The sequence below is a fragment of the Parabacteroides distasonis ATCC 8503 genome (genome assembly GCF_000012845.1).
In the GTDB taxonomy this organism is placed as follows: domain Bacteria; phylum Bacteroidota; class Bacteroidia; order Bacteroidales; family Tannerellaceae; genus Parabacteroides; species Parabacteroides distasonis.
Genome location: NC_009615.1, coordinates 3,459,670 through 3,483,975, shown reverse-complemented (window position 1 = coordinate 3,483,975; position 24,306 = coordinate 3,459,670). Strand labels below are relative to the sequence as shown.

The 24,306-nt window shown below is 45.9% G+C and carries 17 protein-coding genes; 5 read left to right on the top strand and 12 right to left on the bottom strand.

Going from position 1 to position 24,306, the window contains the following annotated elements; translation table 11 throughout:
* The first annotated feature begins 113 nt into the window (after window positions 1-113).
* Window positions 114-1,472: a TIGR00341 family protein gene (locus BDI_RS14560; protein WP_009016492.1), complete on the top strand. Its 1,359-nt coding sequence runs from the start codon at window positions 114-116 to the stop codon at window positions 1,470-1,472.
* A 29-nt stretch (window positions 1,473-1,501) separates the two neighbouring features.
* On the top strand, window positions 1,502-3,634 hold the full coding sequence (locus BDI_RS14555; protein ID WP_009275523.1) for a S46 family peptidase: 2,133 nt from the start codon (window positions 1,502-1,504) through the stop codon (window positions 3,632-3,634).
* A gap of 116 nt (window positions 3,635-3,750) precedes the next feature.
* On the opposite strand, the gene BDI_RS14550 is transcribed toward BDI_RS14555, so the two are convergent.
* The 7 genes from BDI_RS14550 to BDI_RS14520 all read right to left on the bottom strand — a co-directional run bounded on the left by BDI_RS14550 (window position 3,751) and on the right by BDI_RS14520 (window position 15,519).
* A complete protein-coding gene (locus BDI_RS14550) occupies window positions 3,751-4,920 on the bottom strand; it encodes an aminopeptidase C (protein WP_005860557.1) in 1,170 nt (389 codons plus the stop codon).
* Window positions 4,921-4,993: 73 nt separating this feature from the next.
* Entirely contained in the window at window positions 4,994-6,604 is a 1,611-nt protein-coding gene (locus BDI_RS14545) for a dipeptidase (protein WP_005860559.1), read from the bottom strand.
* A 247-nt stretch (window positions 6,605-6,851) separates the two neighbouring features.
* Window positions 6,852-8,219 carry a TolC family protein gene (locus BDI_RS14540; RefSeq protein WP_005860561.1) on the bottom strand — a complete coding sequence of 456 codons (1,368 nt, stop codon included), beginning with the start codon at window positions 8,217-8,219 and terminating at the stop codon, window positions 6,852-6,854.
* Between the two features lie 38 nt (window positions 8,220-8,257).
* Window positions 8,258-11,440 carry an efflux RND transporter permease subunit gene (locus BDI_RS14535; RefSeq protein WP_005860563.1) on the bottom strand — a complete coding sequence of 1,061 codons (3,183 nt, stop codon included), beginning with the start codon at window positions 11,438-11,440 and terminating at the stop codon, window positions 8,258-8,260.
* Between the two features lie 17 nt (window positions 11,441-11,457).
* Entirely contained in the window at window positions 11,458-12,558 is a 1,101-nt protein-coding gene (locus tag BDI_RS14530; protein WP_005860565.1) for an efflux RND transporter periplasmic adaptor subunit, read from the bottom strand.
* A 133-nt stretch (window positions 12,559-12,691) separates the two neighbouring features.
* On the bottom strand, window positions 12,692-13,591 hold the full coding sequence (locus tag BDI_RS14525) for a helix-turn-helix domain-containing protein (protein WP_005860567.1): 900 nt from the start codon (window positions 13,589-13,591) through the stop codon (window positions 12,692-12,694).
* A 152-nt stretch (window positions 13,592-13,743) separates the two neighbouring features.
* Entirely contained in the window at window positions 13,744-15,519 is a 1,776-nt protein-coding gene (locus tag BDI_RS14520; protein WP_022191843.1) for a DEAD/DEAH box helicase, read from the bottom strand.
* A 705-nt stretch (window positions 15,520-16,224) separates the two neighbouring features.
* On the opposite strand from BDI_RS14520, the gene BDI_RS14515 reads away from it, so the two are divergent.
* Genes BDI_RS14515 through BDI_RS14505 form a run of 3 tightly spaced genes read left to right on the top strand, consistent with a single transcriptional unit; the run spans window position 16,225 to window position 18,121 of the window.
* Window positions 16,225-16,581 (top strand): hypothetical protein, encoded by a 357-nt coding sequence (locus tag BDI_RS14515; RefSeq protein ID WP_005860571.1) that lies wholly within the window; start codon window positions 16,225-16,227, stop codon window positions 16,579-16,581.
* Between the two features lie 14 nt (window positions 16,582-16,595).
* Complete coding sequence (locus BDI_RS14510; RefSeq protein WP_005860573.1) at window positions 16,596-17,534, top strand: S1 family peptidase; 939 nt, start codon at window positions 16,596-16,598, stop codon at window positions 17,532-17,534.
* Between the two features lie 23 nt (window positions 17,535-17,557).
* Window positions 17,558-18,121: a T9SS type A sorting domain-containing protein gene (locus tag BDI_RS14505; protein ID WP_005860575.1), complete on the top strand. Its 564-nt coding sequence runs from the start codon at window positions 17,558-17,560 to the stop codon at window positions 18,119-18,121.
* A 70-nt stretch (window positions 18,122-18,191) separates the two neighbouring features.
* Here BDI_RS14505 and BDI_RS14500 read toward each other — a convergent pair whose 3' ends face one another.
* The 5 genes from BDI_RS14500 to BDI_RS14480 all read right to left on the bottom strand — a co-directional run bounded on the left by BDI_RS14500 (window position 18,192) and on the right by BDI_RS14480 (window position 24,193).
* Window positions 18,192-19,247, bottom strand: a complete 1,056-nt coding sequence (locus BDI_RS14500) for a tyrosine-protein phosphatase (protein ID WP_005860577.1) — start codon at window positions 19,245-19,247, stop codon at window positions 18,192-18,194.
* Between the two features lie 73 nt (window positions 19,248-19,320).
* Entirely contained in the window at window positions 19,321-20,250 is a 930-nt protein-coding gene (locus BDI_RS14495; protein ID WP_005860579.1) for a carbohydrate kinase family protein, read from the bottom strand.
* A gap of 17 nt (window positions 20,251-20,267) precedes the next feature.
* Entirely contained in the window at window positions 20,268-20,879 is a 612-nt protein-coding gene (locus BDI_RS14490) for an SIS domain-containing protein (protein ID WP_005860581.1), read from the bottom strand.
* 94 nt (window positions 20,880-20,973) lie between these two features.
* On the bottom strand, window positions 20,974-22,620 hold the full coding sequence (locus tag BDI_RS14485; RefSeq protein ID WP_011967060.1) for a M28 family peptidase: 1,647 nt from the start codon (window positions 22,618-22,620) through the stop codon (window positions 20,974-20,976).
* Between the two features lie 4 nt (window positions 22,621-22,624).
* Window positions 22,625-24,193 (bottom strand): ATP-binding protein, encoded by a 1,569-nt coding sequence (locus BDI_RS14480; protein ID WP_011967059.1) that lies wholly within the window; start codon window positions 24,191-24,193, stop codon window positions 22,625-22,627.
* Window positions 24,194-24,306 lie beyond the last annotated feature (113 nt).

Below are 24,306 nucleotides of genomic sequence, written 5' to 3'. Positions count from 1 at the left end.
ATTGTATTACAAATGCAAATATACGTAATCTCACCATAAAAAAGCTATTAAATAGTTAGAAAAACAAACAATTGAAATATCTTTGCATAAATATGGGACAAGATTAATACCGCATGGAAAAAGGATTGCTACATAAACAGATTATGGATTTTTTTGTCCGTAATTTCGACGTCAGGCAGGACAAAGAGGATGAACTGGACACGATAGAATCTATTAAGAAGGGAGTCGAATTTAAGGGGACAAATTTATGGGTACTTATTTTCGCTACATTTGTGGCCTCTCTCGGATTGAATACGAACTCTACGGCCGTGATTATCGGCGCCATGCTGATCTCGCCGTTGATGGGACCGATCATGGGATTCGGCTTGGGATTGGGAATCTCCGATTTCGAGTTGATCAAGCGTTCGTTCCGTAATTTCGCTACCGCTACTATTTTTAGCGTGATTACCTCCACCTTATATTTCTTGATCTCACCGATCAGCGAGGCGCAAAGCGAGTTGCTTGCCCGTACGCAACCTACGGTATACGATGTATTGATCGCTTTCTTCGGCGGTCTGGCCGGAATCGTGGCGAGCTCGACAAAGAGTAAGGGTAACGTGATTCCGGGTGTAGCTATCGCTACGGCTTTGATGCCTCCGCTTTGTACGGCTGGATTCGGGTTGGCGAGTGGCAATTTGTATTACTTTTTCGGTGCTTTTTATCTGTATTTTATCAATACGGTTTTTATCAGTTTGGCTACGTTTGTTGTCGTTCGTTTGTTGAAATATCCGAAGAAAGTTTTCTTGGATAAACAACGGGAAAAGATCGTGACTCGTTACGTGGGTATCATTGTTTTTTTCACGATCGTGCCGAGCCTTTTCTTGAGTTATAACTTGATCCGGAGTAGTTATTTCAATGATCGGGTACGTAACTTCGTATCGGAGGAGTTGACTTTCCCGAATACGCAAATCTTGAATAAGGTCGTTACGGATACGAGCGAGAAAAAGGAGGTGAAAGTAGTCTTGATCGGCCAGACGGTACCGGATGAGATGATCGCTAACGCCCGGGCTAAATTGCCTAAGTATGGATTGAAAGATGTGCATTTAGTCGTGCAACAAGGCTTCGGACAAGAGGCCACGGATATCAATGAGTTGAAAAGCCTCTTGATGCAGGATTTATATAAGAATAGCGAGGAGGTGCTACGTGCGCAGACCATCCAGATAGATTCGTTAAAACGACAGGTTGACAAATATCAGAGTTATAGGCGTTTGACATCCGAGTTGATCCCGGAGATGAAGGTTCTTTTCCCCTATGTAGTCGAGGCTTCTTGCTCGAATACGTATATCGTGAATACGGAGACGGCGAAGCCGGATACGGTTATGCTGGTTTATCTGAAAAGTAAGACGATCATTAAAGATGCGGAACGTAAGAAGATCAAGGAATGGCTGTCGGCTCGTGTGGAAATGAAAAATATTAAATTACTAATCGAATAATTTAGACTAATCAGAGTAGAATGAAGTTGATGAAAAGAGTGTGGGCGGCTTTGTTGCTTTTAGCCGCTTCCGGCCAGTTATATGCCGATGAGGGCATGTGGGTGCTGAAGGAATTAAATAAGCAGAATTTGGCGAGAATGGCCGAGTTGGGTTTTACCCCATCCTATGATCAGTTGTATAGTGAGACGGATCCTTGCGTGGCGAACGCCGTGGTAATCTTCGGTGGGGGATGTACTGGTATTACGGTCTCTAACGAGGGATTGATCTTCACGAATCACCATTGTGGTTTCGGAGCCATCCAGCAGTTGAGTAGTGTGGAGCACGACTATCTGAAAGATGGTTTTGTCTCTCAAAGTAAACAGGAAGAACTTCCGGTTCCAGGCTTGACAGTACGTTACCTGAAAGAGACCGTAGACGTGAGCGATCGTATCAACAGCCAGATCTCCGGTATCGAGGATGAGTTCCAGCGTTTGTCGGCGGCTGATTCTATCGGTCGTGTGATTTGTGATTCCGTGGGAAATAATGAGTTCCTAGCGGCTGATGTTGTCCCTTTCTATAGCAATAATAAATATTTCTTGGTAGTGTACGATGTTTATCGTGACGTGCGTATGGTTTTCGCTCCGCCTAGCTCTATCGGTAAGTTCGGTGGCGATACGGATAACTGGATGTGGCCTCGGCATACCGGTGATTTTTCCGTATTCCGTGTGTACGCCAACGCGGATAATAAACCGGCGGAATACAATGCGGATAATAAGCCTTATACCCCGAGATATGTAGCGGAGGTGTCTATGCAAGGCTATCAAGATAAAGATTATGCCATGACAATCGGTTTTCCGGGAAGCACGGATCGTTATTTGTGCTCTTGGGGCGTGCAACAGCGTATCGAGAATAGTAATAAGCCCCGTATCGAGGTGCGTGGCATCAAGCAGGGCATCTGGAAAGAGGCGATGTTGGCTAGCGACGCCGTACGTATCAAATATGCCTCTAAGTATGCGGGAAGCTCCAATTATTGGAAGAACTCGATCGGTATGAATAAAGGATTGGCGAATCTAAACGTGATCGAACGTAAACGTGCGGAGGAGACGGCCTTCGCTGATTGGGTAGCGAAAGATCAGGCCCGGGGCGCTAAATATGGCGAGGTCTTGAATTTGCTGGAAAAAGGATATACCTCGACCAATAAATATAGAGAGGCTTTGACCTATTTGAATGAGGCGTTTTCTAGTGGAGCGGAGATTATTCGTTTGGCCCGTATGGTGCAATCGGTGGATATTGAAGGAGCTACCCCGGAAGAGATTACTGTCTTTTTAGAGGATCGTATCCAACCGTTCTTCAAGGATTACGAGCCGTCTTTGGATCAGAAGGTACTGGCCGCGATGATGAAGATCGCGAAAGAACGTGTATCTCCGGAGTTCTTGCCGGATATTTATACGAGCGTTGATAAGAAGTATAAAGGAAATTATGAGAAATATGCGGCGGATGTATTTAAGAAGACTTCCTTATTGTCGTACGACAAGATCGCCGAGATGTTGAGAAATCCGAAGCAATATGAGAAATTGAGAAAAGATCCGGCGGCGGAACTGAGCTTGTCCGTATTGGTGTCTATCTTCCAGTTACAGCAGTTGATGGGTGATGCGGAGTATGATATCGCTAAGGGAGAACGTTTGTATTTCGCGGGCTTGAAGGAGATGTATCCGGAGAAAGCCTTGTCTTCCGACGCTAATTTCACGATGCGTTTGAGCTATGGTTCTATCGGAGGGTATCGTCCTTATGATGCCGCATGGTACAATTATTACTCAACGGATAAAGGTATCCTAGAGAAAGAGGACCCGACGAGCGATGAGTTCTGGGTACAACCGGAGATACTGGATCTGGTTCGTAGCCGTGATTTCGGACCTTACGCGAATGAAAAAGGGGAATTGCAGCTGTGCTTCCTCTCGAACAATGATATCACGGGTGGTAATTCCGGTAGCCCGGTATTCGATAAGAACGCCCGTTTGATTGGACTTGCTTTCGACGGTAACTGGGAGGCGATGAGTGGTGATATCGCTTTTGAACCGGATTTGCAACGTTGCATCGGCGTAGATATCCGCTATGTCCTTTTCATGATCGATAAATGGGGTAAATGCCCGAGGTTGATTGAGGAGTTGAAACTGGTTCGATGAGAGAAAAAAGAGATGGGCATCCGTGATTTCCGCGGATGCCCATTCTAAGGAGCTTATAATGCCCATCGTAAGGTGCTTTGAATGCCTATTGTAAGCGCCTTACGATGGGCATTGTACTAAATGCCTAATTTAGACTTGATTGCTTTCGGTATTGCGTCCTTATGCACCATGATGTAAATCGTCTTGGCACGGACAAAGCTATCTGACATGTTGAGGTAACCGCCGAATGTATTACGTTCGGTTCCCCAAGAGTTCTTCGTGATATAATATTTCGTGCCGTTTTGATCCTTGGCGATGCCGGTAAGGTGCATCAAATGGTCATCGGTCGTGACGAACGCCTCGAAGCCTTCTTGACGGACCTGCGGGGTGACGTTTACTTCCGGGAAAGGTTTCTCGAATTTGTAGACTTCCTCCAGACGTTCCTTCTCGTCCATTTTCTCGAAGCGGGCACGGTCGGTAGTCGAGTAATCTTCCACCTTCTTTACCTCCGGGTTGATCGCCACGCCATTCTTGAAAGAGAAGCCTTTCTCGCTCACGTCGCCATCCCAGCATACCGTGTAACCGTTATTCAACGCATAATCCGCTACTTCCATCATTTCATTCAATGGTAGGTTATACATTTGCGCATGCTCCCAGTTATCGGGAACCTCTACCTCGAATTTCTGGTAATACGGATGATGCGTGAAGCTTGTCAGCTCGATATAATCGTCCATATTCAACCCTAGGGAGGCGGCGAATGTCTTCGGGGTATATTCCTTGCCTTGATAGGTGAATTTCTCCGGAAGCTTGCCTAGGTAGGTATCGAATAGGTTATCGATTAGTTTGTAATATTCCGGGCTCCGTTTTTTCATATCCACGGCGGTCGTTGCGATTGCCTTGATGTATTTTACCATCTCGGCATGATTGTGCCGGTCGGAATCGTAGTTGATACCCGAGTACACCTCTTCAGGAACGATACCTACTTGGTTGAAAGCGTTCATGAAGGTGTGGGAGAGACTTCCTTGACCGATATTACCTCTACCTTGGCGGACATAATTATCCTGCAACTGGTTCATGTATTTCTGGCGGACGATAAACATCTCGGAGAGATCGTACGTCCCTTTTCCCATACGGAGTAATTCGGACTCCATGAAAGAGGTCGTGGCGAAACACCAGCAGGTTCCCGTGGATGCTTGATTCTTGACTGGCGTGGCGGGTACCTTTACTACATCCGTAAATTGGTAGCCTTGGGCGAATGTGCTCAAGGAACCTAACGCTAAGGCGCATGATAGAATGAATGTTCTCATTGTATATGAATTTAAGTTTATATTATTATTGTAGAGACGGGGCGTGCCTCGTCTTTACTATCGGATGTGGTGATTAGAAGCCTCTTTCGAATTGGGTCCAGAATGAGTCTCCCATTTCTCTCCAGCGTAGCATCGTGGCTCCGGCGAAATCGGCGGTATATCCGGTTAGGTATTCTTTTGCGGCCTCCTCACCTTGTTGGGTAAGAATCTCTTTGTAACGGCTCTCTACGAAAGGAAGTTCTGTCTGCCCTTTCTCCGTAAAATGGGCGATAGATGCTTTCATACGATCTTTAGTCGCTCCCCAACGTACGGTGGCGAGTTTGTTGGCACGACGGAAAGCCCATACGGCGGCATCTTCCCGGTAACGGTGCTGTCCGCAAACCTTGAAGCAAGCCGGGAGATCTTTCGTCCCACAGAAGATGGGGATGCGGGGGCTTTGTCCGGGATTATCATAGGCCATCCAAACCACGCCGCCTACCGCGTCGGGCAGCCAGTCACGCAATTGGATCACGGTAGAGTAGGAGCATTGCGGCACGGCTACAAGGCGGTAGCGTTTCACGGCATCCGGTCTGAGTCCGTTTAACATGTTTACCATATCCGTAGTCATCCACGGATTCGCTACCGGGCTGATAATGGTATCTGTCTCGTTACTATCTTTTTTCTTGACGGCGACTTTCAGGTTCTTCGTCATATCATATTCCGTCCCCTCATACGTCTCGGAGAGAAGGGCCATCACGTCGGTCACGTCAACCGGTTTTTCCGGTTTTACGCTGATCGGAAGTTCCTCGGCATCATAAGAAAGATGCAAGGATGGCGCCAGCTTATTCAAAATGAAAAACTCGCGGATGCTGAAGGATTTCAATTCTCCCGAATAGTTCCCGCCGCCATAGGCCTCCCAGAAGCGGAACGGTTTCTTCCCGTCCCAGAAGCCCATGCGCTTGGCTACCTCGAATACGTTGGCGGAAGCCATGCAATTCTCCTTGTCGCTCGGATCTACCTTGGAGATACGGGGGATATTGGCCGATACGCCCACATGATCGTCGGGGATGCGGATCGCCGCCCATACGCCACCGATCTTATCCGGACCCTCGCCGAAGACCTCGAAATGCCATACCTCTTTCGGATCCGCTATCGTAAGGCACTCGCCCCAGTCGCCATATCCGTATTTCTCGATCAACTCGCCCATTAAGCGGATCGCGTCACGGGCGGTCGTGCAACGTTGCAAGGCGATTCGCTGAAGTTCCTCGATCATGAACATACCTTTCTTGTTGACAAGGGCTTTCCGGCCGGTGATCGTTGTCTCGCCGATACCCAACTGCTTCTCGTTGAGGCAGGGATAGGCGGTGTTGAGGAATTGATACGTAGACCGCGCTTCGGGCAGCGTTCCTTTTGCGATCATCCCCCGGGTTCCCTCGGCGTATTCGGTATGCATACGTCCGGTATAGACCGTGGTTGTCGTATCGTGATCGTACGAGGCGGAAGGTACGATATCCATCCAAGTGCGGTAATTGCTATCGCAGGTGTGGCTGGTCATCACGGAACCATCCGCCGAGGCTTTTTTCCCGACCATGATACTCGTACAACTCTCCGGGTTTAACACCGGCTCCGGATACTGGATCTGTTGCGCCACGGAAACGGATAGGCTGGCGTAAAGCATGATTACATAGGTAAAAAGTTTTTTCATCTTTCTTGTATTTTAAATGTTTGTATCAATTGTCCGAGAAGATTTTTATGACCGTAAATATACGATTTATTTGTTAATTCTTGAATACGATACGACTATAAGCATGGTATAAGACGGAACAAGTCTACTAAAGTCATGAAATTATATATTAGGTGAAAGTGAGAGCGTGCTAAGAAAGGCGGATTGCCCTAAAATCACTTTCTGGGCAATCCTATAGGTTATTTCAAATATGAATAAAACGAATGGCCTATTCACGTCCTCCGCCTAAGGCTTGATAGAGGTTAATAACCCCTTGGATTTCCGTGAAACGATTAGCCACTTGGGTTAGTTGGGCATTTAATAATCCTTGTTGTGCTGTGAGTACTTCTAGATAGGTTGTCGTTCCGTGCTGCATAAGTAGGGAGGTACTTTTATAGGCTCTTTCGAGAGACTCTATCTGTTTTTCAAAGTACACAGCCTTGTCACGTGCTGTATGATATTGCACCAAAGCATCGTTAACCTCGGTTCCTGCGTTCAGTAAAGCTTGCTCAAAACTCAACCGGGCCTCTTCTTGTTGCGCTTTGGTGATTTTCAGTTGTCCTAGAAGTTGTCCTCTGGCAAAAAGTGGCTGGGTGAGTGAGCCTACTGCCGAGGCCAGAAACTTACCCGGATTGGTGATGACTGCACCTGCCGAGTTAGTCCAGCCGGCCGAACCACTTAGGGTAATAGAGGGATAAAAAGCGGAACGGGCTTGATTAGTGGCGTAAAATGCACTTTCCAGAGCATGTTCCGCTGCCCTTACATCAGGGCGGTTTGATAATAAATAGACGGGTATGCCTACTGAGAAATGTTTCGGCAGTTGCTGGTTTTCCAATTCACCTCTTTGTATGGTATGAGGTGTATCAGCCAGTAACAATACAAGGCTGTTCTCTACCTGATTGATTTGTTCTTTCAGGTCGAGGATGGATGTACAGATGCTGTAGTACGTAGCTTCCATTTGGGAAACAGCTGTTTCGTTTACTATGCCTGCATTCATTAAGGCACGGGTGGAATTGACCGTCTCTTTCCAGGAGGAAGCGGTTTGCTCTGAGATCTTCAACTGAGCATCCAGCATAAGCAGGGAATAATAAGTATTAGCTATTCCGGCGATTAGCTGTGTACGTACCGCTTGCCGATAATCTTGACTTTGTGCGTAAAGAGCTTGCGCCTGCTTTTTGGCATTGCGCATTTTACCAAATATATCCAGTTCCCAACTGGCTGTTATCGGAATCGAATAAGTCTGTGTAGCCTTATGGGAGTCGAAACTGCTCACCGCTCCTTGAGGAGCGAAAGCGAAGGCAGGCAGGAAAGCTAGCTTGGCTGACAGTAAAGCTGCTTCAGCCTCCTCTACACGGAGTTGTGCGGAACGATAGTCTGTGTTGTTTGCTAGGCCATGCTCAATGAGTGTTTGGAGCTGCGGGTCGGTGAAGACCTCCCGCCAGCTCATGTCTCCCAAGGATACAGTATCCGTTTGAGCGGTGGCCTCTGAGCCGTACAGATCTGCGGAAACCTCAGAAGCCGGTTTGTATTTTGTATATATACCACAGCTGTTTAACATAACGCATGATACAGCTAGTGTGATGATATGTCGTTTCATTCTTTTTCTATAATTGTAATTAATGGGATTCTCCCGATTTATTTATGATTCTCGCGTTCGTTTGCGCTCTTTTCTTGCTCTTGCAATACCTGTAGGTCTGCCTCTACTTCCATCGGCTTGCGGATCTTCTCTTGTAAGAACTCGAAAGCGATGTAGAATACTGGTACAACGAAAAGCAAGGCCAATGTACCGATAGCCATACCGCCGACTACACCAGTACCCAACGAGGAGTTACCGTTGGCGCCGGCTCCACTCGCAAACATCAACGGAAGCATACCGAAGATCATCGTCAATACGGTCATCAAGATAGGACGCAGACGTACTTGGGCGGCGGAGTAGGCTGATTCGATAATACCCATGCCCTTCCGACGGCGTTCGATGGCATATTCCGTAATCAAAATGGCGGTTTTTGCCAATAGGCCGATTAACATAATTACACCGGTTTGTAGATAGATATTGTTTTCCAATCCGAATAACTTAGCGAAGAGGAATGACCCCATCAATCCGAAAGGTACGGAAAAGATGACAGCGAACGGGATTAGGAAACTTTCGTATAGGCATGCGAGAATCAAGAAAATCAACAGGATACAGATCGCATAGATGAATATAGTCTGTGTACCTCCGGATGCTGCCTCTTCACGCGATATACCTCCATATTCGTAGCCATAACCGGCAGGTAGGCTCTGGTTGGCTACTTCTTTGATTACTTGCTGCACCTCTCCCGTTGAGTAACCCGGAGCTGGGTTCACGTTTACGGTAATGGCACTGAATAGGTTGAAGCGGTTCTCCACTTCTGATCCCATAATCCTCTTAAGAGTGACGAACTGACTGATAGGAGCCATCTCCGTCCCGTTGCGTACGAACATATTGTCTAATGCTTGCTCATCGAGACGATATTCAGGAGAGGCTTGCAACATCACGCGATACACTTTACCGAATTGGTTATAGTTGGAAATATAGGCACCACCGCAATAGCTACCGAGAACATCCAATACGGAAGCGGGCGAGATACCGGCTCGTTTACATTTGGCGGCATCTACATCTACAGAGATCTGCGGGAAGTTCATGGCGTAAGAGCTATAGGCCATCGCTATTTCCGGGCGTTGGTTCAAGGCTCCGAGGAATTGTAATACTGAGTTATAGAAAATCGTCTTATCGCCTCCGGTCTTGTCCTGCATGTTCAACTCAATGGAGTTACCCATGCCGTAACCCGGGATCATACTAGTTTGGAAACTAAAGATCTGTGCTTCCTTGATTTGATGGAATTGTGCGTTGAGCCGGGCAATCACCGCATCGGCGGTGTGCTCTTTTCCCTTACGCTCATCCCAGTCTTTCAGTCGGATGATAACCGAACCGTAAGAGGCTCCTTGTCCGGAGATAAGCCCATAACCGGCAATGCGGGCATAATGCTCGATCTCTGGCGTACTTTCCAGGATTTTTTCTATTTTGGCCATTATTAGCTTGTTTTCTTCTAGCGTGCTACCCGGAGCGATGGACATGTTTACCATGATCGCACCTTGGTCTTCTTGAGGGACCAAACTGGTTTTTGTGGTCATCATCATCCAGACCAACAGCACAAGCGTAGCGATTAATGATACCCATACCATCCAACGATGGTGGATGAAAAACATCACGCCTTTCTTATATTTTTCTAGCACAGCGTTGAACGAGGCGTTATAAGCGGCACGTACACGGCCGTTGATACTCTTGGTACTCTTGTTGCCATCGGATGGACGCATCATAATAGCGCAAAGCGCCGGGCAAAGTGTCAAAGCCGAGATCATGGAGATACCAACGGAAGTTGCCATGGTCACACCAAACTGAGTATAGAAAATTCCGGATGTACCTCCCATGAAAGTTACAGGGATGAACACTGCCATAAATACGCAGGTACAAGAAATGATCGCCATGGTAACATCGCCCATGGCATCTTTAGTCGCTTGATAGGGCGACTTATAGCCGACGTCGAATTTCGCCTGTACCGCTTCTACTACGACGATCGCATCATCCACCACCGTACCAATAGCCAATACCAACGCAAAAAGAGTCAAGATGTTGATACTAAATCCTGCCGCAACCAAGCAAGCGAAGGTTCCGACCAATGAGACAATGATCGAGATAGAGGGAATTAACGTACTCTTGAAATCCTGCAAGAAGAAGTAAACCACTAAGATCACGAGAATGATTGCGACGATTAGGGTCTCCACCACATTATAGATAGAGGCGAAGAGGAAGTCATTGGAACTCATCATAGTCATGAAAGAAGTTCCTTTCGGCAGATCCTGCTCAAGTTCGTTCAGCAAGTTGGTGATCTGTTCGTTCACGGCGGTAGCGTTAGAGCCTGCGGTCTGGAAAATCAAGAAGGTTACGGCTGCTTTACCATCCATTTTATTATCGAATCCATAAGTCAAAGTTCCGAGCTCTACATCTGCGATATCCTTTAGCCGTAGGACTGATCCATCATTTTGTGATCGGATGACGATCTCCTTAAATTCGTTGACATCTTTTAGGCGTCCGCGGTATTTCATCGTGTATTGGAATACGTTTTGTGAGTTCTCGCCTAATTGGCCTGTTGGAGCTTCCAGGTTCTGTTCGCCTAGTACGGCAGTTACGTCTGATGGTACCAATCCATATTGAGCCATACGATCCGGCTTGAGCCAAATACGCATACTGTAAGCATCACCTAACATCATCACATCTCCCACACCTTCGATACGTTTGATTTGTGGAATAATGTTAATGTCCAAGTAGTTGGCAAGGAATGTTTGGTCGTAGCGACCATCATCACAGACTAATGCGTCGATCTGTAAGAAACTCGTCTGGCGTTTTTGAGTGGAGACACCAATCTTGGTTACCTCGGCCGGTAGTAAGCCTTGTGCCTTAGAGACTCGGTTCTGCACATTAACCGCTGCCATGTCGGGATCAGTTCCCTGTTTGAAGAATACCTCGATAGTTGCAGTCCCTGCGTTTGTAGCGGTAGAAGTGATGTACATCATATTTTCCACACCATTGATGCTTTCTTCCAAAGGCATGATGACACTGTTCATCACAGCGTTGGCATCTGCGCCGGTATAGGTAGCTGATACATTTACTGTTGGCGGAGCGATATTCGGATATTGCTCAACAGGTAACGAGAAAAGCGAAATCAGCCCGACTACCAAGATCAGGATGGAAATGGATATAGCCATAACAGGCCGTTTGATAAATATATTCCCTTTCATAATGCACTGATTTCTTTTCATTTAACTTGTGTTCCCTCACGTACCAATCCGGCTCCTTGTGATACGATTTCTTCACCGGCTTTCAGTCCGTCTAATACGACATACTCGCGTCCATCGTTCAATTCAGCTACCGTGATCAAGGATGAGACTGCTTTGCCATCCACTACTTTATATACCATTGTTTTATCCTGTAGACGTATTGTCGCTTCCTGTGGGATTACGATACAATTCTCATATGTACTGGGGATGATTACCGCTCCAGAGGCTCCGCTATGTAGTAGGCGTGCCTCGTTTGGGAAGACAGAACGGACGGTTACCGTACCGGTCTGGCGATCGATCACGCCGCTGATCGACTCGATCTTTCCTTTATGTTCGTAGATGGAGTTGTCATTTAGTCTAAGTTCTACTTCCGGCATGTTCTTCAGTGCGTCATCCATGGAACCATATTGACGGGTCAAGGATAAAAGCTGGTTCTCATTCATAGAGAAATACACATACATGTTCGAGTTGTCGGATACTGTAGTCAATGGCTGTGGAATATTGGCGCTGACTAAGGCTCCGACCCGATAGGGTAACGCTCCTACCACTCCGTCACTCGGACTTTTTACTTCGGTATAAGAGAGGTTGTTGCGGGCGTTTGTCTCTTGAGCCTCAGCTTGTGCCAAAGCTGCTTGTGCGGTGAGATAACTGTTCTCGGAGGTCTTTAGGCTGAACTCTGATACTACTTTCTGGGCATATAGCTCTTTATTGCTGTTGTAGGTTAATTCCGCCGTGGCTAAGCCTGCCTTTGCTGATTTAACGTTGGCTATAGCCGTATTCAAGGCTGCCTTGTAGGGTACTTGGTCTATGACGAAAAGAATTTGTCCTTTCCGGACTTTCTCACCTTCTGTTACGCAAAGGCGCTCGATAGTTCCGGATACCTGTGGATAAATATCGATATCCTGCCGTCCACGGATCGTGGCTGAATAAGAGGTAGAGAATTTCTTGTCACTTACTGTTATTTTCATTGTTGCATAATTGGCATTCATTGGAGCTTGAGGTGTTTGTTTGCAAGACACCAATACTGCCGTAAAACCGACTAATCCTATTAGTCTCATCCATTTTGAACTCATAACCATTTGTATATCCTTTTAAAATTCCGCGCAAAGTTAAAAGGAGATAGCTCATTTTTATATACCAAATGTGCTGGTGAAGTGTTCTGATTGTAATATCTTGTAGTATGGTTTCTCAAAAAGAAAGTATGAGATGCTTTTATAGCTTATTTATAAGATGCTTTCTGTATTGGGTAGGCGACATACCCGTGTGTGCCTTCACGTATTTCCCGAAATATGAGAGATTGGGAAACTCCAAATAATTGGCTATTTCCTTAATGGATTTTTCAGAGTATTTAAGTAGCTCGGTGATATCCTCTATGATAAATTCATTAATGATATCGAAAGCTGTCTTTCCACATACCTGTTTACATATCACCGAGAGATACTTGGTAGTGATAAAGAGCTTATCCGCATAGAAAGAGACGGAGCGTACTTTTACTTTTGATTTAGATAGTAATTCTATAAATCGATTGAATAAAAGATCGCCTTGCTTGAACATCGTGTTGTTTCTGGATATACAATATGTATCCAAATTACCTAGCAACTCATAGAATATAGCGCTGATAAGGGCAGACATGATCCCTTTCTGATAAGGATTGTCTGTTGCTTTTATCCTGGAACCAATTAATTTATGATATAATTCGAAGATTTGTGCTCCCTTTTGTCCTATTGGCAGGACTGGGTTTTGTTCGAGATAAAAAAACTTGTCTCGTGTGCCACCACCCAAGCTGACTAATCTCCTGACTATATTCATGGAGATAGCGATCCCCTTGCATTCCAAATCATCACTACCGATAGCATTGCGAAGTACGGTCAGAGGAAGGCAACACAGAACTTCGTTGGCTCGGATTATCCGTGTCTTGGTATTCACGTCTACTTGCAATGTGCCTTTTGTGCATATCAACAATTTTAATGCGTCAATCTTGACAGGCTTGGCATGGGGCACATGAGGAAGGCGGAGGCGATTGGCAAATGCTATATCTCCATCAATATAGTCAAGCACAGCGTTTTGCGATAAATCTTCTATGGTTAGCTGACGTACTAGTTCTGTTTGCATGTCTTCAGGACTTTTTCCAGTTTTGGCAAAAATAAGGAATTAAGTACCACAAACTTTGTAGGTACGCATAATTTAAGACCTTTATAACCTTAATTAAAAAATGAGCCCGGTTCGATGCCGAGCTCATTAGGAAGGGTTATGAATATCTATTTTTATTTACTGCGTTTTTTCTTTCCACGAGGAGCGTCCTCATAGAATTTACGCTTCGGTTTGTCATCGCCACGGCCGGAACGTCTACCGCCACGGTCTCCACGGTCGCTTTCCCGACGGCTATCTCTGCCTTTTCTACCGCTATCCCGTCGGTCTCTGAAACCGTTTCCGCTACGGCTACCTCCACGGCTACCACGACTGCCTTTACCACCTTCGCCTTTCGCTTGCGCCGGTTCTACGGAGATACGTCGTCCGTCTACCTCGAAGCCGTTCATCGAGTCCATGACACGGTTGGCTTCTCCCTCTTCTACCTCGAAGAATGAGAAATTATCACGTAAGTCGATACGACCGATACGAACCTTACCCGGTACACACTTATTAACCAACTCTATAAGTTGAGGAGGTGTAAGCTCGTCTGTCTTTCCAAAGTTGATAAAGAAACGGGTGTAGCCTTCTTCCGCTTCGCCTCTACCACCACGTTTGCCTCTTTCTCTTGGGGCGCTCTCGTCTACAACCTCGATATCATCGTTATCTTTATAATAGTCGATCATCCGGTTGAACTCCAAGGATACGACACGCTTGATGATATCTTCCTTATCCAGCCATTCCAATTTACGGTAGATAGAAGGCATCAAACTAGCGATTTCCTCCTCGTTCACTTTCACTTTCTCGATCTGGTCCACCAAGTTGAACAATTGCTTCTCACAGATTTGCTCACCGGTAGGCATCTTGCCTTTATCGAATTTCTTGTTAATGATTCGTTCGATCTCGCGGATCTTGCCTTTTTCCCTTACGTGGCAGATAGAGATAGCGATACCCGTTTTTCCCGCACGGCCCGTACGTCCGCGGCGGTGGGTATAAGATTCTACCTCATCCGGCAGACCGTAATTGATTACATGGGTTAAGTCATCCACGTCCAAACCACGTGCGGCTACGTCCGTAGCGACCAATAACTGGATATTCTTGATACGGAACTTCTGCATCACGTAATCACGTTGCGCTTGGCTCAGCTCGCCGTGCAAGGAGTCGGCGTTATAGCCGTCTTGAATCAATTTATCGGCGATCTCCTGTGTCTCCTTACGGGTACGGCAGAAGATGATACCGTAGATGTTCGGGTAATAATCGGCTAGACGTTTCAACGCGAGATATTTATCCTGCGCACGAACCATGTAATAGATATCGCGGATATTCTTGTTTCCCTCGTTCTTCCTGCCAATGACGATCTCTTTCGGGTCCTTCATGTATTTCTTGGTGATAGAGGCAATCTCTTTCGGCATGGTAGCGGAGAAGAGCAGCATATTGCGGTTTTCCGGTATAGCCGCCAAGATCTCGTTGATACTGTCGGTGAAACCCATGTTCAACATCTCGTCCGCCTCATCAAGAATGACGTTCTTTACGTTGCTTAAGTCAACCGTCTTGCGGTTCATCAAGTCGATCAAACGTCCCGGGGTAGCCACTACCACGTGTACGCCTCTCTTCAGTGTCTTGATCTGGCTCTCTATACTGGAACCTCCGTATACAGGGAGAACCTTCAGGTTATCGATGTATTTAGAATAATCGTTCAAATCGTCCGCTATCTGTAGGCAAAGCTCGCGTGTCGGACAAAGGATAAGCGCTTGAGGCTGATATTGAGAGACATTGATCTTTTGCAGGATCGGCAGGCCGTAAGCGGCTGTCTTGCCGGTTCCTGTTTGTGCCAATGCGATTACGTCGTTATCTTCTCCCAGTAAGAAAGGAATCACTTCTTCCTGTACGGGCATGGGCGATTCGTAGCCCATCTCTTGGATTGCCTTTAATATCGGTGCGGCAACTCCTAATTCTTCAAATGTTTTCAAAATGCGATTGTGTATATATGATAATATTCAGTGGCCGCAAAGGTACGTAAATAATTCGGATTCTATAGGATTGTTATGCTAAATTCGCTAAAAATCAGCGAACCACGGATGGTTTTTACCTATTGGGAGAGGGTGGGCACCTCGGTCGCATGCGAACCGTGTCGTTTATTTGTTAGCGAAACAGCTCTTGTCTGATCTTTCTGATAGAAATAGGGCGTATATCGTGACATGTCCTTTTTCTTGATACTATGATATAGCCGGAGGGTAAGGGGATAAAGTGGTGCTTTGGGGGAAAATAGTGCCTTTTCCAAGTGTGATAGGTGGCGAAAGACCGTTTTTCGGTATCTTGTTAATCAATAGCTGATTGCGAAATATTTCTTCCTTATTTGCGAGCGAGCCGTACTAAGTCCCGGAATATTCGATTCTCTGAGGCTTTAGATTACAATGTGTCAAAAAGTGACAGTTTGTTAGAAACGGTCTGAACGGAGATTTTCTATGGATTAAGATAAATGAAAAGTTAAAAGACTTTTTGTTGTATATATTAAGGCCGTCTTGAGCCTGTCTTGCCCGATGAACCTGCTTGTTGCCATGATGGAGGAATCAAGCACTGTGATTTGTTACCGTTTATAAATCTAAAATAGAGAGCTTATGAAAAAAGAAAGAATGATTATTGCTTTTTTGAGTTTACTTTTCCTGTTGCCGGGATGCAAGGAAGAGAAAACACAAAGTGTCTTTGATGCAGATGAGTTTGATTGTGTTGGTTGGCCACACATTAGAAAGGTTACTATTACAAATGTAAATTGTGAGGCAGAGGGAATATTCCTTATTCTAGAGGATTCTTTAGTTTATTGTGATGATGAGATAGTTATACCTTATAAAAATCACTACGGAAAACGTTTAGAAGTAGGCTTTTGTTTTGGGGATAGAAAGAGATATCCATTGTGTAAATCGGATTCCTCAGTAATTGATATTTCTGTACTTTCTGTTCGAGAATTGAATGAATAAACTTTTTAATATGATTGTATTATGAAAAAACTTTTTTAATTATTAGTGTTTTATTGGGTATATTGTTTTATCCTGTAAATGCTCAACAGCGAATAGTGGAGGGATCTAATATCAATATATCAGAGGTTCCTTGGCAGGTTGCGATTCAAACGAAAGGTGTTTTTAACGGAGGAGGGTCTATATTGGCTCCAAACTTGATTTTAACAGCTGCTCATGTGGTGGAAAAATATACTGCAAAAGAGGTTAAAGTGGGAGTTGGTAGTTCTAAATATTCAAATATTGGTGCGAATTGGTATTCTGTTTCAAATATTGTTTATCACCCTTCTTTGGATATTGCTTTATTAATATTGTCTAGGCCTTTGTCTTATTCTACAAATGTAAAAGCTATAGATATTCTTTCAGCTAATAAGGCTTCTTATTATAATGTAGGAAATATACTTCGAGTTACAGGTTGGGGGATTACTTTTCTTGTGATTGATGATCCTTTTAAAGAATGGAAAATGTCAGATGATTTAAAAAAGGTAGATCTTCCTATTGTTTCAAATTCTACTATAGGAGCTGCTAATAGTTTTGTTATTACATATGATGGTAAGCATAGTCCTTCTAAAGGTGATAGTGGTGGAGCATTGACAATTTGGGATTCTTCTTTACAGAGACATGTTGTAATTGGAACTGTACATGGAAATCCTAGTACTCAGAGAGCTTATTGTGCGTATGTTCGATCTTCCTCCTTCCTCGACTTCCTCCTTCCTTACTATCCCATATCCATCACCGGTGGTTCAGACCAAGTCTGTTCTTCTTCAACATTCTCTGTAAGTTATCCAAACTCCACAGTTACTTGGTCATGCACGGGGCCTTTGCGAATAACCTCGCAAAGCAATACTTCTTGTACGGTCTCTTCTACCGGTAACGGACCTGCCGTATTGAAAGCCACAATCAAGAGCGGAAAGTAATTAGTGGAGGCTATACCTCTTGTATGATCACCTATCGGAACACTGTGAATGGAAACGATACATGGTGTACGAGCCATTCCGGAAATATCTTCACCATCGAGTCTGATTATAATTTGAGTTCTTATGAGGTTCGGTTGCTGAGATATCCGGGGTTGAATGTGGTTATGACGAGGACCGCCTCGAAAGGTGATAATGATCTGACTAATATGCTCTCTCCGGGTTGGTATACAATGGAAGCTCGTTTGTTGGGATGCAAGAATGGAGATTGGGTAACTACTGGTGAGGTAGAGGCTGTGGATTGCTCCTCAAATTATAGCTTTTCTTTGACACCGAACCCTGCCACCAGCCTAGTAACGTTAACTCTAAATGATGTAAATACGCCTAGTCCACGTATGGAACCTATGTTTACGACAGAAAATGGAGGTGAGTATGAAGTACAAATCTGGTCGGAAACAAGCTTGTTGAAACAATTTACTTTCGATCGTCCTATAGTTGAAATCCCTGTATCGGAATTGAGAAGTGGAAGGTATTTTGTGCTGGTTTTTGTGAACGGCAAGAAGCTGACTCAACAATTAATTATCAAATAGAACAGGCATAAACGTGGAGAATTACCGAGAGCCATCGGGTAAGTGAATCTTTTCCGGGTGGCTCTTTTTCTTAATAAAGTAATATGTCCTTGAGCCTTTCACGTTTCTTATCAGTAAGACGTAATCCTTTCGACAAATATTTCTCGGTGGAACCGTACTCTTTCTTGATTTTATGGAAAGCTAGGTCCATGAGCCCCTCGTTGGCCGTAAGGAAGACCGTAATGCTTTCTTGGGCGTCTGTGGAGAGATGTTTCACGATATCAGCTAAATGACTCGTATCGATATATTGATTGGATGTCAAGTAGTCTTCCATGATGGCGTCCCGGGGAATATCCAAGGCGGCGAGTAACATGGCGGTGAGAAACCCGGTACGATCCTTTCCGTAGGAACAACTGATGAGAATGGGGTAATTATCCTCGTTCTGGAACTGTTCCAGTACCTTGGCGAACTGATCGGTATTATCTGTCACGAATTGCAGGTACTCGTCTTCCATATATACCCCGGCGTCTCCTTTCCGCATTCGTCCCTCGATAACACGTTGGGGGGCATCGGCGATCTTGCCGACCGAGATGGGGATTTGCAGGATATTTGCTTTCGTATATTTGATAGGGGCGGTGAGGGTTTCTTGGTTCGTACGGAGGTCGATGATGGTCTTGATCCCTAGATTATCCAATCGGATGGAGTCCCATTCGCTCAAGCTGCTTAACTCGCCGGAGCGAAATACCTTGCCCCATTTCACCGTCTTCCCGTTTGTAGAGGTATAACCGCCTAGATCCCGGAAATTCTGTACGCTATCCATAACCGCCGAGCGTGCCCCGATGATCCGTGGGTATTTATCATTAAAAGAAAGGCGGAAATACTTACGTGATATATTATCGTTCGTGATGTAAGTAGCTACGCCATCCTTGATGTTGGCGTAAATGATCGGGGACTCGTTGGTGAAAAGATCCGGGTTGTCGGACACGGTCATCTTGACAATCCCCTCCATTACCGGATCGGTTTCCCATTTTATCACGTAATTTCCGATGTCATCACGTAGGCAAATAGCTCGTATGTCGGGTGCGTTAGAGGAACAACCCACTAACAGGATCACACTGGCGAATAGAGAGAGAATCTTTCCTAACATTGTCTTCTATGATAATAAGCTTTCCTTACAAAGATAGTAAAACAAGTTTTTCCCGCTTCTTCATTAATGATATTTAAGACTGACTAACATACTTCGCCGCGAACTCCTTGGATATATAATTATCATAGCTTTGGCAAACCTCGGAGGCGAGGTCCATTCCGCAGCGGATGATTTTTCCCCAAGTATCCTGATCCAGAGAGGGAAGGTCGGCATGGCGTACGTCATACTTTAGAAGTCCGTAGATAATACCCGCGTTAAAATTGTCGCCGGCGCCGATGGTACTAAGCGGCTGGATTTGCGGGGAATCGAAATGTCGTGTGAAATTACGGGTGTGGAGATTGACTCCGTTTGCCCCGTGAGTTGTTAAGAAACGATCACAATAAAACTGAATATGCTCTTTGTAAACCTCCTGTGCGTCGCTCTTGCCATAAAGGTTCTGGAAGTCCTCGTCCGAGCCCCGGACGATGTCGGCGAATTCCAGATTTTCCAGTACGGTAGGCATGAGGCGGATCGCCTCATGAGCGTGTGCCTTGCGGAAATTGGGATCGTAATAGATGATCGCTTTCCGTTCTTGGGCGTATTGCAGAAATTCTACCATACGAGTCCGCAAGACCGGGTTCAGGGAATAATAAGAGCCAAACACGAAAATATCGTCTTTCTCGATCTTAGGCAGGGGCACCTCCAGCCGTTGCGCCGGGTAATCCTTGTAGAAGATATAATTAGCGTTCTTATCGTCGTCCAGAAAAGCGAGTGATATAGGACTTTTCCCATCGGGGAAACGGTCTACGAACTCGGTCGTGATGTGGTTATCTTCCATGAAATCCCGAATCATGTCGCCAACCCGGTCGTTGCCCAGCTCGCTGATAAAGGATACGGGGACATTCAATCGACCTAATGATATCAATCCGTTGAAGACGGAGCCACCGGGAACGGCCTTCTGTGGTTGGTCGTTCCTGAAAATGATATCGAGGATGGTTTCTCCTATACCAAAGACTTTTCTCATGACTATATACTGGTTTGTTATTCGTTCTTGCTTAGCTCACGGCTCTTGGAGCCTAAGTAGCCCCCGTGATGGCGCTTGGCGTAATCCTTGTTGGTGAAATGGATACGCTTCATGGTTCCGACCACGAGGATATCGCCTATTACCGTCATGACGGTCGTGGAGGTAGTCGGCGTAAGGCCTAACGGGCAAACTTCCTTGGGAGCGCCGGTCAACAGGCATACGTTCGCCTCGGCGGCTAGAGGACTATCCGGGTTACTGGTGATAACGATAAATTTCATGTCTGGCACCAAACCCCTCGTGAGATCTACCAATTCCACCAGTTCACGTGTCTTTCCTGAGTTGGAGATCAATAACATGATATCGTTCTTGCATACGATTCCCAGATCTCCGTGTTGTGCCTCGCTGGGATGTAAGAAAAAAGCAGGTGTACCGGTCGAGCTAAAGGTGGTAGCGATATTCAAGGCGATTTGCCCGGCTTTACCCATTCCACTCATGATCAGTTTTCCACCTAGGTCGTGTACATGTTTCACTATAAGCGATACCGCTTCCTCATATCCGGGTGTAACGGGTATGTTGCGAACCGCTTCCGCTTCCTGCTCCAATAAAGAGGTGATATTTTCGTTTACCATATTGTTGATTGATTGTTTTACGGCATTCCTGCCTGAATAACGATCGCGAAAGTATTTATATTTACTGATATTGGCATCATCTATTTCAGACAATTTATCTTTTTAAGACGTTTGCGAATTCGGACTTCGGCTTCCATTTCGGGTATCCGGTATCTTGTGCCAGTTTATAACCGAGGTCGAAGAATAATTGTACTTCTTGTAACAGACCACTGTAATCATCCGTGTCGGGATGGGTCTGGTCGGTCGGTTTGTGGTAAGTTTCCGCCCAATAATGTGCGATATGCTCTTTGGCCCACTCCTTACCCTGTTTGCGGTTGTCGTTCCAACCTTTGGCGAACATGGCCGGGATGCCTTTTTGTACGAAAGGGAAATGGTCGGAGCGATAGAACATCCCGTTATAAGCGTCGGGGTCGGGCATGATGTAACGGTTGTATTTCTTCGCTAGCTCGGCTAGGGTATCATCCAGCTCGGAGTTGCCGTATCCGGTGATCGTGACATCGTTGTTCTCGCCCCATAGCGGGAAGACATCCAGATTGATTACGGCGGCTATCTTATCAATCGGGAACAACGGGTGCTCCACATAGTATTTCGTACCGAGGAATCCGGTCTCCTCGCAAGTAGGGGAGAGGAAGACGATATTCCGGCGGGGTTTCTCTTTCAAGACATTGAAACAACGTGCCATCTCGAGCATCCATGCGATGGCTACGGCGTTATCGGTAGCGCCGTTGATGATACTGTCGCCGTTGATCGGTGCTCCATAGCCTAGATGGTCCCAATGGCCTAGATAAATAACACTCTCATCCGTGTTCCCGCTACCGGGAATATAACCGATTACGTTGGGGCTTTGCTGGCGGTCGAAGGTGTTCCTCATCGAGACGGTTACCGTAGATTTCAAGGAGATGGGCTTGAAGTCTGGCGATTTAGATTGCTCGATTAGTTGGTCAATGTCGTAGCCATTATCGGCCAGCAATTGCTTGGCGGCATTGAATTGGATCCAGCCGTTTAGCGGGCAATGATAGGCATCGCTATCGCTGTCCACATACATCTTAGATTGGGCGGAAGCTCGTACGACCGACCAAGGATAGCCCGCTCCCCGGTCTTCATGGATGATCAAAACTCCTTTTAATCCCTGTCGGGCGCCCTCCTCGAATTTATACATCCAACGACCGTAATAGGTCATGATATCACCGTTAAAATAATCCGTGTTGTCGCTTCCGAGTCCCGGGTCATTTACGATAACGACCGCTACTTTATCCTGCGGGTTCTCGATTCCCTCGAAATCATTTTTCCCATACTCGGGGGCTACGATCCCATAGCCGGCGAATACCAGTTCCGCGTTGTCTATATCGATCTCCGGCTCGATCCGTGCGGAGAAAGCGGTGTAACCTTCCAACCAATCTAAGGGGATTTTCCCTTTCGGGGTCTTTAGGACCATCGGGTCCGGGCATCGTGTGCGTGAGGATATGATATTAACCTGTTGGAAATAAGAATCGCCGTTGATGGGTTTCAGCCCAACCTCTTTCATTTGGTGAGCGATATAGTTCACCGCACGGTCGGCCCCTTCCGAGAATGGTTTACGGCCTTGGCAGGAGTCATGCGAGATGGCCTCGGTGTATCGCTTTAAATGTTCCGTGGTCGCTACGCTTTTCGCTTTCTCTATATCATTACTTCCTCCTCCACAAGCGGTAAAAACCAAGGAAGTGATTGTTAGTAAACAGGTTATTATTTTCATGTTTCTCATAGAATTACAATGTTTTTTCAATCAGCCATTCACCTAAGTTGCGAGTGGCTGCGTCGAAAGCGACCCCCACTTTGACTACTTCCCGTTCGTCGGCCGTATAAGGAATCAGATAGCCTCGATCGTCGATTTGCCGAATCGCCTCTTCCGCCGTACCTCTCAGCTTAAACTCGAATACGTAGATGTAGCGAGGAGTTTTTACAATGGCATCGGCACGTCCTTGGGCCGAACGTACCTCGGCCTCGGTGAATTGCCCTAGTAGCTTGAATACGATGTAGAAAACCACTTGGTAATGACGCTCGGTCCGGTCATTCAGCTCGTAGGGTATGTCGGCGAAGAAAGCCTTTAGGCGGGTGAGGAAAGCCTCGGTGTTTCCGCTTTCCAGCTCTTGAATGAACTTTCCGATATAAAAGGGAGTCTCGGTTTCCGGTAAATGCGCATACATGGAGGCAACAAAATTCAAAAATCCATATTTAACTTCCTCATTCGGGTATCCTAACGTATATAACCGAAAACGTTCATCGTAGCTTTTGATTGTCAAATATCCGCTTTGATAAATCATGGGCACGGGATTATTGATGTTCGCCCGATCGTCCGAAAGGGATACCTCGGATACCTCTATCCCGTCCAGCTCCCGTATATCGTAATTCGTTTTCCGTAACATCTCCGCCAAGAATGTCGGGGTACCGGAAGCAAACCAATAGTCGTAAAAGACCTGTTTACTCAACACGTTCAATACGCTAAACGGGTTATAAAGGGCGATACCGCTGCGGAAATCAAAATGGTAGCCGTCGTATCGGCGTGTAATTTTCTCGATGGTATCTTCGTATGAAAGCTTATTCGCCTCGGCCAAGGCATAAAGCTCCGGCTGGAAAGTCGCCTCGATCTCGGGCAATGTCATGCCACAAAGGGCCGCGTATTGCGGGGCTAGGCTGATGTCGTTCAAATGATTTAGGTTGCTGAAAATACCGACTTGCGCGAACTTGGTGACACCGGTTATGAATACGAAGCGCAGCCAAGGATCGGCATCTTTGAGGACCGTATAGAAAGCGGTCAATAATTCCCGGAACTCGTTCTGTAGCTCTTCGTTGTGCAGGTTCCTAAGTAATGGCTTATCGTACTCGTCGATCAGTACGACCACCTTCCTTCCGGTTATCTCCGCCGCCCTTCGTATGATGGTCATGAACCGTCCGGAATAGGTGATACCCTCACCTCCGGTATCATATATTTTTTCCCATTCCCTCAACTGGCGTTCCAGCATATTCTCCAATGCCTTGCGGCTATCGTACAACTCGGCGTTGAGGCTGAAATGAAGTACCGGATGCTCTTTCCACTCGGTCTCTAGTTTCTCTATGGCTAATCCCCGGAACAATTCTTTCTTCCCCTCGAAATAAGCCTTGAATGTCGATAGCAGCAAGCTTTTCCCGAATCGCCGGGGGCGGCTTAGGAAATAAGGGACACCTTGGTATGCCATTTGATAAATGAACTCGGTCTTGTCAACATACAAATAGTTCTCTGTACGTAGTTTGTCAAAACTCTGTATGCCTATCGGTAATTTTCGGACGATATTTCCCATAGCCTTATCTGTTTAATTTACACAAATGTAGGTATTTTTTCCAAGGAGGCAAATAGATCGAAAAAAACACGTACGTCTTTTTCCGGAAACACGTACATGTTTTTTGAAAAAGA

Bases quoted from the DNA above. Each gene is read 5' to 3' on its own strand.
- BDI_RS14560 (WP_009016492.1), top strand. From the start codon at position 114: ATGGAAAAAGGATTGCTACATAAACAGATTATGGATTTTTTTGTCCGT.
- BDI_RS14555 (WP_009275523.1), top strand. From the start codon at position 1,502: ATGAAAAGAGTGTGGGCGGCTTTGTTGCTTTTAGCCGCTTCCGGCCAG.
- BDI_RS14550 (WP_005860557.1), bottom strand. From the start codon at position 4,920: ATGAGAACATTCATTCTATCATGCGCCTTAGCGTTAGGTTCCTTGAGC.
- BDI_RS14545 (WP_005860559.1), bottom strand. From the start codon at position 6,604: ATGAAAAAACTTTTTACCTATGTAATCATGCTTTACGCCAGCCTATCC.
- BDI_RS14540 (WP_005860561.1), bottom strand. From the start codon at position 8,219: ATGAAACGACATATCATCACACTAGCTGTATCATGCGTTATGTTAAAC.
- BDI_RS14535 (WP_005860563.1), bottom strand. From the start codon at position 11,440: ATGAAAGGGAATATATTTATCAAACGGCCTGTTATGGCTATATCCATT.
- BDI_RS14530 (WP_005860565.1), bottom strand. From the start codon at position 12,558: ATGGTTATGAGTTCAAAATGGATGAGACTAATAGGATTAGTCGGTTTT.
- BDI_RS14525 (WP_005860567.1), bottom strand. From the start codon at position 13,591: ATGCAAACAGAACTAGTACGTCAGCTAACCATAGAAGATTTATCGCAA.
- BDI_RS14520 (WP_022191843.1), bottom strand. From the start codon at position 15,519: ATGGGCTACGAATCGCCCATGCCCGTACAGGAAGAAGTGATTCCTTTC.
- BDI_RS14515 (WP_005860571.1), top strand. From the start codon at position 16,225: ATGAAAAAAGAAAGAATGATTATTGCTTTTTTGAGTTTACTTTTCCTG.
- BDI_RS14505 (WP_005860575.1), top strand. From the start codon at position 17,558: ATGATCACCTATCGGAACACTGTGAATGGAAACGATACATGGTGTACG.
- BDI_RS14500 (WP_005860577.1), bottom strand. From the start codon at position 19,247: ATGTTAGGAAAGATTCTCTCTCTATTCGCCAGTGTGATCCTGTTAGTG.
- BDI_RS14495 (WP_005860579.1), bottom strand. From the start codon at position 20,250: ATGAGAAAAGTCTTTGGTATAGGAGAAACCATCCTCGATATCATTTTC.
- BDI_RS14490 (WP_005860581.1), bottom strand. From the start codon at position 20,879: ATGGTAAACGAAAATATCACCTCTTTATTGGAGCAGGAAGCGGAAGCG.
- BDI_RS14485 (WP_011967060.1), bottom strand. From the start codon at position 22,620: ATGAGAAACATGAAAATAATAACCTGTTTACTAACAATCACTTCCTTG.
- BDI_RS14480 (WP_011967059.1), bottom strand. From the start codon at position 24,193: ATGGGAAATATCGTCCGAAAATTACCGATAGGCATACAGAGTTTTGAC.